Origin of the sequence: Nonomuraea marmarensis, from assembly GCF_043197025.1 — a bacterium.
Lineage (GTDB): Bacteria > Actinomycetota > Actinomycetes > Streptosporangiales > Streptosporangiaceae > Nonomuraea > Nonomuraea marmarensis.
The window spans coordinates 204,662-215,559 of sequence record NZ_JBICRM010000004.1; the positions used below are offsets into that span (position 1 = coordinate 204,662).

At 71.5% G+C, this 10,898-nt stretch carries 9 protein-coding genes; all 9 read left to right on the top strand.

Annotation, left to right across the window (positions count from 1 at the left end; all coding sequences use genetic code 11):
- Positions 1-2 precede the first annotated feature (2 nt).
- The 9 genes from ACFLIM_RS08345 to ACFLIM_RS08385 all read left to right on the top strand — a co-directional run bounded on the left by ACFLIM_RS08345 (position 3) and on the right by ACFLIM_RS08385 (position 10,894).
- On the top strand, positions 3-1,691 hold the full coding sequence (locus ACFLIM_RS08345; RefSeq protein ID WP_393163692.1) for an ABC transporter substrate-binding protein: 1,689 nt from the start codon (positions 3-5) through the stop codon (positions 1,689-1,691).
- The gene (locus tag ACFLIM_RS08350; protein WP_393163694.1) at positions 1,692-2,621 is read left to right on the top strand and encodes an ABC transporter permease; all 930 of its coding nucleotides are present in this window, start codon (positions 1,692-1,694) and stop codon (positions 2,619-2,621) included. It abuts the gene before it with no gap.
- Positions 2,618-3,616, top strand: a complete 999-nt coding sequence (locus ACFLIM_RS08355; RefSeq protein ID WP_393163696.1) for an ABC transporter permease — start codon at positions 2,618-2,620, stop codon at positions 3,614-3,616. The genes ACFLIM_RS08350 and ACFLIM_RS08355 overlap by 4 nt, the downstream gene beginning before the upstream one ends.
- Complete coding sequence (locus tag ACFLIM_RS08360; RefSeq protein WP_393163698.1) at positions 3,613-4,425, top strand: ABC transporter ATP-binding protein; 813 nt, start codon at positions 3,613-3,615, stop codon at positions 4,423-4,425. The genes ACFLIM_RS08355 and ACFLIM_RS08360 overlap by 4 nt, the downstream gene beginning before the upstream one ends.
- Positions 4,422-5,234 (top strand): ATP-binding cassette domain-containing protein, encoded by an 813-nt coding sequence (locus ACFLIM_RS08365; RefSeq protein WP_393163700.1) that lies wholly within the window; start codon positions 4,422-4,424, stop codon positions 5,232-5,234. Before ACFLIM_RS08360 ends, ACFLIM_RS08365 begins: the two co-directional genes overlap by 4 nt.
- Entirely contained in the window at positions 5,231-6,517 is a 1,287-nt protein-coding gene (locus ACFLIM_RS08370) for an alpha/beta fold hydrolase (RefSeq protein ID WP_393163702.1), read from the top strand. The genes ACFLIM_RS08365 and ACFLIM_RS08370 overlap by 4 nt, the downstream gene beginning before the upstream one ends.
- Complete coding sequence (locus ACFLIM_RS08375; RefSeq protein WP_393163704.1) at positions 6,510-7,868, top strand: aminopeptidase P family protein; 1,359 nt, start codon at positions 6,510-6,512, stop codon at positions 7,866-7,868. The genes ACFLIM_RS08370 and ACFLIM_RS08375 overlap by 8 nt, the downstream gene beginning before the upstream one ends.
- Positions 7,865-8,755: a dihydrodipicolinate synthase family protein gene (locus ACFLIM_RS08380; protein WP_393163706.1), complete on the top strand. Its 891-nt coding sequence runs from the start codon at positions 7,865-7,867 to the stop codon at positions 8,753-8,755. The genes ACFLIM_RS08375 and ACFLIM_RS08380 overlap by 4 nt, the downstream gene beginning before the upstream one ends.
- A 66-nt stretch (positions 8,756-8,821) precedes the next feature.
- Positions 8,822-10,894 carry an alpha-galactosidase gene (locus tag ACFLIM_RS08385; protein WP_393163708.1) on the top strand — a complete coding sequence of 691 codons (2,073 nt, stop codon included), beginning with the start codon at positions 8,822-8,824 and terminating at the stop codon, positions 10,892-10,894.
- The last annotated feature ends 4 nt before the right edge of the window (positions 10,895-10,898 follow it).

Here is a 10,898-nt window from a genome sequence, read left to right on the forward strand (position 1 = left end):
ATATGAGGAGATCGGCGGCGCTCGCGAGCGTCACCATGACCGCCGTGCTGGCGCTCACCGCGTGCGGTGGGGGCGGCGGCGCGGCACCGGGCTCCGGCGGCGGCGCGGCCACCTCGGCCGCGGCCCCCGCGACGGGCGGCACGCTGCGGTTCCTGACCAACGCGGACTTCTCCCACCTGGACCCGGCCCGCGGCTGGGACGGCGGCGTGAACAACTTCTACCGGCTCATCTACCGGGGCCTGACCACGGTCGGGGCAGGGCCGGGCGCGGAGAGCACGAAGATCGTGCCCGACCTGGCCACGGACACCGGCAAGCCGTCCGCAGACCACAAGACCTGGACGTACACGCTCAAGGACAACTTGTTCTTCGAGGACGGCACGCCGATCACGAGCGAGGCGGTGAAGTTCGGGTTCTCGCGGTCGTTCGACCCGGAGGCCGGCATCGGCTCTCCCTACGCCAAGCTGCTGCTCGACGCGCCGAAGGACTACAAGGGCCCGTACCTGTCCGGCGATCTCGACACGATCGAGACGCCCGATGCCAAGACGGTCGTGTTCCACCTGAAGAAGTCGTTCCCCGACTTCCCGAGCGCGCTGACGCTGCCGAACTTCGTCCCGTTCCCCAAGGGGACCGGCGCGGCGGCCGCGTTCGACAGCAAGCCGATCGCGAGCGGGCCGTACAAGGTGGCGAGCTACCAGCGCAGCGCCTCGCTCAAGCTGGTGCGCAACCCGCAGTGGAAGGCCGAGACCGACCCCGTGCGGGCGGCCAAGCCGGACGCGTTCGAATGGACGTTCGGGCTGGACGCGGCCACCATCGACGAGCGCATGATGGCCGGGCAGGGCACCGACACCGACGCGATCATGGGGAACATCCAGGGCGCGACCGTGGCTCGGGTGCAGGCGCCGCAGCTCAAGGCGCGCACGCTGAGCGGCCTGACCGGCTGCACCACGTACATGTCCCTGAACACGACCAAGAAGAACCTGGACGACCTGCGGGTACGCCAGGCGATCAACTACGCGGTCGACAAGGACACCGTGGTCGCGGCGCAGGGCGGCTCGACGCTGTCCGCCAAGGCAACCGCGATCCAGCCGCCGACGATCCCCGGGCGGGTGGACTATGACCCGTACCCGCACAACGTCGAGACCGCCAAGAAGCTGCTCGCCGAGGCGGGCCTGGCCAACGGGTTCTCCCTCACGCTCGACACGCGGTCCGACCCGAAGATGCAGGCGATGTCGGTGGCGATCCAGGAGGCGCTCAAGCAGGTGAACATCGACGTCAAGATCAAGAACGTCGATGTCTCCACGTTCTACGAGGTGATCGGCACTCCGACGCAGCAGAGCGACGCCGCCGTCACCGGCTGGTGCCCTGACTGGGCGTCGGGGGCGACGTTCCTGCCGCCGCTGTTCGACGGGCGTACCATCGTCGCCAAGGGCAACCAGAACCTCGCGCAGATCGACGACAAGGCGATCAACTCGCACATCGACGAGATCGCGGCCATGCCCGACGTGCAGCAGGCCAACGCGGCCTACGGCGAGCTGGACAAGCAGATCATGGCGCAGGCGCCGATCGTGCCGCTCACCTACGAGAAGTACGTCACGATCATCGGCTCGAACATCGCGGGCGCGTACCTGTCGGCGTCGTTCTCCGGTGGCATCGACCTGGTCTCGGTCGGTCTGGCGAAACCGACGAAGTAGATGACCGTCGTAGCCCACACTGAGGTGGCGGCCCCGCCCGCCACCTCGGGCCGCCGGATCGCGGGCGTGCTCCTGCACGACAGGGGCGCCGTCCTCAGCACCGCGTTCCTCGCGCTCATCGTGCTCATGGCGATCTGCGCGCCGCTGATCAGCGCGATCACCGGCCACGGCCCGAACGACTTCGACTCCGCCGCGATCAACACCGACCTGGGCGGGCTGCCGCGCGGGTCGCTGGGCGGGATCAGCGCCGAGCACCTGCTGGGCGTCGAACCGCAGAACGGCCGCGACATCCTGGCCCGCGTCGCCTACGGGGCGCGCGTGTCGCTGCTGATCGCCACCGCCGCCACGGCGCTGACGACCCTGCTGGGCGTGGTGCTGGGCATGCTGGCCGGGTTCTACCAGGGCTGGGTGGACCAGGTGATCTGCCGGGTCATGGACTTCCTGATGGCCTTCCCCGCGCTGATTTTCATGATCGCGATCCTGTCCTCGCTGCCGCAGGGCAACAAGTCGGTGCTGCTGGTCGCGGTGATCACCGTGTTCGGCTGGCCGTACCTGGCGCGGGTGGTGCGCGGGCAGACGATGACCCTGGTCAACCGGGAGTTCGTGGAGGCCGCGCGGGCGTCCGGCGCCTCCACGGGGGCGCTGGTGTTCAAGGAGATCCTGCCGAACCTGCGCAACTCGCTGATCGTGATGACCACCCTGGCCGTCCCCGGGTTCATCGGCACCGAGGCGGGCCTGTCGTTCCTGGGCGTGGGCGTGACGCCGCCGACGCCGTCGTGGGGCCAGATGATCGCCGGCTCGGTCGGCTGGTACGCCGTGGATCCGATGTACTTCGCGGTCCCCGGCGCGTTCCTGTTCGGCACGGTGTTGTCGCTGACCGTGCTCGGCGACCGGCTGCGGGCCGCCCTCGACACGGGGGAGGCCTCATGATGGCGCGCTACCTGGCCGGGCGCCTCGCCGGAGTGGTGCTGATCCTCTTCCTGGTGTGCCTGTTCACGTTCCTCATCTTCTTCACGCTGTCACCGGACCCCGCGGTGCTGATCTGCGGGAAGACGTGCACGCCCGAGCGCATCGACCAGATCCGCATGGTGCTGGGGCTGGACAAGCCGTTCCTGACCCAGTTCTTCGGCTTCCTCGGCGGGATCTTCGCCGGGCGGGACTACGGCGAGGGCGCGAACCTGGTGCACTGCGCGGCCCCGTGCCTGGGCTACAGCTTCCAGACCAACCAGTCCGTGTGGGACATGGTCGTCGAGCGGCTGCCGGTCAGCGCCACGGTCGCGGTCGGCGCGGCCGTGTTGTGGTTGTTCTTCGGGGTCCTCGCCGGGCTGCTCAGCGCGGTCAAGGAGGGCACCTGGTGGGACCGTACCGCGATGGGGCTGGCCCTGGGCGGCTCCAGCATCCCCAACTACGTGCTGGCGCTGGCGCTGCAGTACGTGCTGGTGGTGCAGCTCCAGGTGCTGCCGTTCCCGCAGGCCGTGGCGTTCGGCGACGACCCGGTGGTGTGGTTCCAGTCGTACCTGATGCCGTGGATCGTGCTGGCCACCGGCTACGCCTGCCTGTACGCGCGGCTGACCAGGGCGAACGTGATCGACACGCTCGCCGAGAACTTCATGCGCACGGCCCGGGCCAAGGGGCTGAGCCCGGTGCTGACCATGCGCAGGCACGCGTTGCGCCCCGCGCTGACGCCGATCACCACGATCTTCGGCATGGACTTCGCCGCGTTGCTGGGCGGCGCGCTGATCACCGAGACGGTGTTCGGGCTGAACGGGGTCGGCAAGATGGCCGCCGACTCGATCGCCAAGAACGACCAGCCGGTGATCATGGCGGTGACGCTGCTGGCGGCGTTCTTCGTGGTGGTCGGGAACGTGGTGGTGGACCTCGTCTACACGACGCTGGACCCGAGAGTGAGGATCACGGCGAAATGAGCGAGCTGCTTGTGGTGGAGGACCTCACCGTCACCTTCCCGACCACCTGCGGCCCGGTGGACGTGGTCAAGGGCGTCTCGTTCACGGTCGGGCGGGACGAGACGGTCGGGATCGTCGGCGAGTCGGGGTCCGGCAAGTCGATGACCAGCCTGGCGATCATGGGGTTGCTGCCCAGGGGCGCCAGGACCGGTGGCAGCGTCCGGCTGGACGGCGTCGAGCTGCTCGGGCGGCCGGATCGGGAGCTGCGGCGGCTGCGCGGTGACCGGATGTCGATGATCTTCCAGGATCCGCTGTCGTCGCTGAACCCGTACTACACGGTCGGCCTGCAGATCGAGGAGGTCTATCGCACCCATCGCGGCCGCTCGCGCAAGGCGGCCAGGAAGGTCGCGATCGAGGCACTCGAACAGGTGGGGCTGCCGGACGCCGGGCGGCGGGTGGACTACTACCCGCACCAGTTCTCCGGCGGGCAGCGGCAGCGCATCATGATCGCGATGGCGCTGGTGTGCTCGCCCGAGCTGCTCATCGCCGACGAGCCGACCACGGCCCTGGACGTGACAGTGCAGGCGCAGATCCTGCGGCTGCTGGCCGACCTGCGGCAGCGGAGCGGCACCGGGATGGTGTTCATCACGCACGACCTGGCCGTGATCAGCTCGATCGCCACCCGCGTGCTGGTGATGCGCCGGGGCGAGCCGGTCGAGTACGGCACCGCCGAGCAGATCTTCGCCGGGCCGCGGCACGACTACACCCGGATGTTGCTGGAGAGCATCCCGCGCATCGACGACCCAGCTGAGGACGGGGTGACCGCATGACGCTTCTGCAGGCCAGAGACCTGACGAAACGGTTCGTCTTGCGCGGCCCGCTGGGTGCCAAGGCCGAGTTCACGGCGGTCGACCGGGTGAGCTTCGAGGTGCGGCTGGGCGAGACGCTGGCCGTAGTGGGCGAGTCGGGGTCGGGCAAGTCGACGACCGCCCGCATGGTGGCCAAGCTCATGGATCCCAGCGAGGGCACGCTGGAGTTCGAGGGCGAGGACGTCACCCGGGCCACGGGGGCGGCGCTGGCCCGCTTCCGCGGCAACGTGCAGGTCGTCTTCCAGGACCCGTTCTCCTCGCTCAACCCCCGGCACACCGTCGAGCGGATCCTGATGGCGCCGCTGGTCTACCAGGGCATCGCGCCCCACGGCAGCCGGCGGGCGCACGCGAAGGAGCTGATGGAGCGGGTCGGGCTGAACCCCGACCACTCGCTGCGCTACCCCGCGCAGTTCTCCGGCGGGCAGGCACAGCGCATCGGCATCGCCCGCGCGCTGGCCGTCAATCCCAAGCTGGTGATCTGCGACGAGGCGGTCTCCGCCCTGGACGTGTCGGTGCAGGCGCAGGTGATCGAGCTGTTGCGGCGGCTGCAACGGGAGAGCGGCTTCAGTTACATCTTCATCGCCCACGACCTGGCCGTCGTCCGGCAGATCGCGCAGCGCGTCGCGGTCATGAGCAAGGGGAAGATCGTCGAGCTGGGCTCGGCCGCGCAGGTGTTCGGCGACCCGCGGGACGAGTACACGCGGACGCTGCTGGCCGCCATCCCCCGCATCAACCCCGAATGGGAACGCCGCAGGAGGGAACTTCGATGATCACAGCGAGTTACACGATGCCCGGGATGCGGGTGCGTGACCACGTCGTGGAGGTGCCGCTCGACTGGTCCGGCCCCGGCCATGATCCTGGGGCCACGATCAGCGTGTTCGCCCGGGAGCTGGTCGATCCCGTCCGCGATCGGGAGGACCTGCCGTGCCTGCTCTACCTGCAGGGCGGGCCGGGCGGCAAGGGTCCGCGTCCCGTGGGCACGTCGGGCTGGCTGGGGCGGGCGCTGGAGACGTACCGGGTGATCCTGCTGGACCAGCGGGGCACTGGCCGCAGCTCGCGGATCGACGGGCGGGTGATGGGCGCGCTCAGCCCGGACGAGGGGGCGGCGTACCTGGCCCGCTTCCGCGCGGACTCGATCGTGGCCGACGCCGAGCACCTGCGTAAGACCGTCTTCGGCGGCAAGCGCTGGTCGACGCTCGGGCAGAGCTACGGCGGCTTCCTCACGCTGACCTACCTGTCCGACGCGCCCGAGGGCTTGACCGCCTGCTACGTGGCGGGCGGTCTGCCGGCGCTGGAGCCGGACGCCGCCGAGGTCTACCGGCGCACCTATCCCCGGGTCGCGGCCAAGAACGCCGAGTTCTACCGCCGCTACCCGCACCACGTGGAGACGGCGGGCCGCCTGGCCGACCGGCTGGCCGAGGGTGACGTGCTGCTGCCGGACGGGGACGTGCTGACCGTGCGGCGGCTGCAGTCCCTGGGCATCGACTTCGGCATGAAACCCGGCTACGAGCGCATGCACTGGCTGCTCGACGAGTCCGCTGGGCTGCCGGAGACTTTCCTGCACCAGGTGCTGGCCCGCTCCTCCTACGCCGACAACCCGCTGTTCGCCGCGCTGCAGGAGAGCATCTACGGCTCGGGGCCCGGCGCGACCGCGTGGGCGGCCGAGAGCGAGCGCGCCCGGCATCCGGCCTTCGCCGAGGACGCCCGGCCGCTGCTGTTCACCGGGGAGATGATGTATCCCTGGATGTTCGAGGAGATCCGGGTGCTGCGGCCCTTCCGCGCCGCCGTCGAGCTGCTCGCCGAGCGCTCTGACTGGCCGCCGCTGTACGACCTGGACCGGCTGGCCGCCAACGATGTTCCGGTGGCCGCGGCCGTCTATTTCGACGACATGTACGTCGACTCCGGCCTGCAACTGGACACCGCCGCCCGCGTCGGCAACACGCATGCCTGGGTCACCAACGAGTACGAGCACGACGGCATCGGCGAGGACCGCGTCTTCGCCAGGCTGACCGGGCTCGTCCGCGACATAGGAGGAGGAATCACCGGTGAGTGACGGCAAGCCCCCCAAACTTACGGAAATCCCCGCGTTCGTCGAGTACATCGCCCAGGGCTGGGACTCCCCCGCCCGCACCCCCGCGCTGGTGCCGGGCGCCGCCGAGGCCGCCGCCGCGCATCGGCTCCGGCTCGGCGCCGCGCTGCCCGGCAGGACCGTCGTGGTGGCGGCCGGGCGGGCGCCGGTACGCAGCAACGACACGGCCTACGACTTCCGCGTGGACAGCGACTTCTACTGGCTCACGGGCTGCGCGGCGGAGGACGCCGTGGTCGTGGTCACCGACAGCGACGCCACCCTGTACCTGCCGGTCTCCGCCCGTCCGGGAGACGTGGGCTTCTTCTCCGACGCCGCCCATGGAGAGTTGTGGGTGGGGCCGTCGCCGTCCCCGGCCGAGTGGTCGGCCGCGCTGGGCATCGAGGTCAAGCCGCTGGCGGACTTCGCGGGGCCGCCCGGTGACGCCCTGCTCGCCGGGCCCGGCTGGGAGCAGGGCGGCTCCGAGGAGCTGCTGCGGGTGCTGGCGGAGCTGCGCATGATCAAGGACGTGTGGGAGATCGAGCAGCTCCGTGAGGCCGTGGACCGTACCGTCGAGGGCTTCGCGGCGGTGCTGGCCGAGGTCCCCAAGGCGATCAAGGGGCGGGGCGAGCGCTGGCTGCAGGGCACGTTCGACCGGTACGCCAGGACGTACGGCAACGGCCCCGGCTACGCCTCCATCGTGGGCAGCGGCCCGCACGCCCCGACCCTGCACTGGGTGCGCTGCGACGGCCCGGTGCTGCCAGGCGAGCTGCTGCTGCTCGACATGGGGGTGGAGACGCGCAGCCACTACACCGCCGACGTCACCCGCACCTTCCCCGCCTCGGGCACCTTCTCCCCCGCCCAGCGGCAGGTGCACGACCTGGTGGAGCGGGCGCACCGGGCCGGGCTGGCGCAGGTGGCGCCGGGCCGCCGGTTCACCGACTTCCACCACGCCGCCATGGAGGTCATCGCGAACGGGCTGCACGACTGGGGGCTGCTGCCGGTCTCGGTCGACGAGGCCCTGTCCGAGCACGGCCAGCACCACCGCCGCTACCTGATCTGCGGCATCGGCCACCACCTGGGCCTGGACGTGCACGACTGCGCCAAGTCCGGCGTGGAGGCGTACCACGGCGCGCTCATGGCCCCGGGCATGGTGCTCACCGTCGAGCCTGGACTGTACTTCCACGCCCACGACCGCACGGTCCCGCCGGAGCTGCGCGGGATCGGCGTGCGCATCGAGGACGACCTGCTGGTCACGCCGGACGGCGCGGAGAACCTGTCCGACGCACTGCCCCTCGACGCGAGCGGGCTGGAGAACTGGAGCAAGGAGAGATCATGACCGCCCCCGTGTGGCACGGCGTGCACGTCGCGACCGCGCTGCCCTTCAATGACGACCTGACGGTGGACTACGACGGCTACGCCGAGCACGTGCGGTTCCTGGCCGCGGGCGGCTGCGACGGCGTGTGCCCCAATGGCTCGCTCGGCGAGTACCAGACGCTGTCCGACGAGGAGCGGGCCCGCGTGGTGCGCACCGCGGTCGAGGCCGCGCCCGACGGCTTCCACGTCATGCCGGGCGTGGCCGCCTACGGCGCGGCCCAGGCCAGGCGGTGGGCCGAGCAGGCGGCCGAGGCGGGCGCCGCGTCGGTGCTGCTGCTGCCGCCGAACGCCTACCGCGCCGACCGGCACGCCGTCGTCGGCCACTACCGCGAGGTCGCCAAGGCGGGCCTGCCGGTCGTGGCCTACAACAACCCGATCGACACGAAGGTGGACCTCACCCCCGACCTGCTGGCCGAGCTGCACCAGGAGGGGCTGATCGTCGGGGTCAAGGAGTTCACCGGGGACGTGCGCAGGGCGTACGAGATCGCCGAGCTGGCGCCCGGGCTCGACCTGCTGGTCGGGTCGGACGACGTGCTGCTGGAGCTGGGCATCGCCGGGGCGGTCGGCTGGATCGCCGGATACCCGAACATGATCCCGCGGGCCACCGTCGAACTCTACCACCTGGCCACCACCGGCGACGTGGCCAGGGCGCTGCCCCTCTACCGCGACCTGCACCCGCTGTTGCGGTGGGACTCCAAGCCGGAGTTCGTGCAGTCCATCAAACTGTCGATGGACCTGGCCGGACGCAAGGGCGGTGCCTGCCGCCCGCCGCGCACCGCCCTCTCCCCCGGCCAGGCCGCCACGATCACCCGCGACACACAGGAGGTCCTCGCCAAGGGCTACCGGTAGCGTCATACGCTGAGTCGACCCACGACAGGCGCAGCTCCCGCGCCCGCCCCCGAGTAAGGAGCCGACTTGTTCCCCCTGATCCTCTCCGCCGCGGGCGTCGCCCTGGTGCTCGATCGCTCCGGCGACGGCCTGCCCCGGGTGCGCCACTTCGGCGCCGACCTCGGCCCCGTCGACGCGATCGCGCTCCTGCCCGTGCTGGGGTCCCTGTCGCCCGTGCCGCGGCTGGTGCCCGCGCAGGGCGACACCTGGTACGGCAGGCCGGGCCTGTCGGGAAGCAGGGCCGGCGAGCACTGGCCGGTGCGGTGGAGCCTCGAGGACGTCCAGGTGGCGGCCAGACCCGGCGCCGGAGGCACGGTGACCGTCACGGCCGCCGACCCCGACGCGGGGCTGGAGCTGTTCACCGAGCTGGCCATGGACACGCGCGGCCTGGTGACGATGCGGCACACGGTGCTGAACGTGGCCGCGACGCCGTACCGGGTGGAGGGGTTGACCTGCGCGCTGCCGGTGCCCGCGCGGGCCGGCGAGCTGCTGGACTTCACCGGCCGGTGGGCGCTGGAGAAGGTGCCGCAGCGCCGGGCGTTCGGGCACGGCGTGTGGTCCAGGGAGAACCGGCGGGGCCGCACCGGGCACGACGGCACCGGGCTGCTGGTGGCCGGGACCCAGGGGTTCGGCTTCCGCGGCGGCGAGGTGTGGGGGGTGCACGCGGGCTGGAGCGGCGACCACGTCCACTACGCCGAGCGCCTGCACGAGGGCGTGGCGCTGCTGGCCGCGGGCGAGCTGCTCGAATCGGGCGAGATCACCCTGGCCCAGGGGGAGACGTACCGCACGCCGCTGGTGTACTTCACCTGGTCGGACAGCGGGCTCGACGACGCCAGCGCCCGGCTGCACGACCACCTGCGGGCCGAGCGCTCGCTGTCCGTCCGGCCCGTCACGCTGAACAACTGGGAGGCCACCTACTTCGACCACGGCCTCGACCGGCTGCTGGAGCTGGCGGACCGGGCGGCGGCGGTCGGGATCGAGCGGTTCGTGCTCGACGACGGCTGGTTCCGCCACCGCCGCGACGACCGGGCCGGGCTCGGCGACTGGTACGTCGACGAGGACGTGTGGCCGGACGGCCTGCACCCGCTGGCCGAGCACGTACGCAAGCACGGCATGCAGTTCGGCCTCTGGTTCGAGCCCGAGATGGTCAACCTGGACTCCGACCTGGCCCGCGAGCACCCAGGCTGGATCCTGGGCATGCCCGACCGGCTGCCGCCGCCGCAGCGCCACCAGCAGGTGCTCGACCTGGCCAGGCCGGAGGCGTACGACTACGTGCTGGGCCGGCTGGACACGCTGGCCGGCGAGTACGCGCTCGACTACATCAAGTGGGACCACAACCGCGACATCGCCGAGCCGGTGCACGGGGGTGTGCCCGGCGTGCACGCGCAGACCCAGGCCACCTACCGGCTGCTGGACGAGCTGCGCCGCCGGCATCCGGGGCTGGAGATCGAGTCGTGCTCGTCCGGCGGGGCGCGCATCGACTACGGCATCCTGGCCCGTACCGACCGGGTGTGGACCTCCGACAGCAACGACGCGCTCGACCGGCAGGCGATCCAGCGCTGGACCGGGCTGCTGGTGCCGCCGGAGCGCATGGGCAGCCACGTCGGCGCGCCGTACGACCACATCACGGGCCGGGCGTTGCCGCTGGGCTTCCGCGCCGCGACCGCGCTGTTCGGGCACATGGGCGTGGAGTGGGACCTGACCGCGGCGAGCGAGTCCGAGCTCGAGGAGCTGGCCACCTGGATCGCCCTGCACAAGCGGTTCAGGCCGCTGCTGCACGCGGGCCGGGTGGTCCGCGCCGACCATCCGGACCCGTCGGCGCTGCTGCACGGCGTGGTGACGCCGGAGCGCGGGCTGTTCGCGTTCGTGCAGCTCACCTCCCGGGTCGAGTCGGGGCCCGCGCCGCTGCGGCTGCCCGGGCTCGACCCGGCGGCCGAGTACGACCTGCGGATCGCGGGGCCGATTCCGGCCGGGACGGCGATGCCCGGGTGGGCCGACGAATCGCTGCGGCTGCCCGGCGCCACGCTGGGCGAGCTGGGGCTGCCCGGACCGTCGCTGCGGCCGGCGTCCGCGCTGCTCTTCGAGGTCGAGAGGGTTTAGGTCG

Excerpts from the sequence above, each read along its gene's own strand:
- ACFLIM_RS08370 (WP_393163702.1), top strand. The coding sequence starts at position 5,231 with ATGATCACAGCGAGTTACACGATGCCCGGGATGCGGGTGCGTGACCAC.
- ACFLIM_RS08360 (WP_393163698.1), top strand. The coding sequence starts at position 3,613 with ATGAGCGAGCTGCTTGTGGTGGAGGACCTCACCGTCACCTTCCCGACC.
- ACFLIM_RS08355 (WP_393163696.1), top strand. The coding sequence starts at position 2,618 with ATGATGGCGCGCTACCTGGCCGGGCGCCTCGCCGGAGTGGTGCTGATC.
- ACFLIM_RS08345 (WP_393163692.1), top strand. The coding sequence starts at position 3 with ATGAGGAGATCGGCGGCGCTCGCGAGCGTCACCATGACCGCCGTGCTG.
- ACFLIM_RS08365 (WP_393163700.1), top strand. The coding sequence starts at position 4,422 with ATGACGCTTCTGCAGGCCAGAGACCTGACGAAACGGTTCGTCTTGCGC.
- ACFLIM_RS08380 (WP_393163706.1), top strand. The coding sequence starts at position 7,865 with ATGACCGCCCCCGTGTGGCACGGCGTGCACGTCGCGACCGCGCTGCCC.
- ACFLIM_RS08350 (WP_393163694.1), top strand. The coding sequence starts at position 1,692 with ATGACCGTCGTAGCCCACACTGAGGTGGCGGCCCCGCCCGCCACCTCG.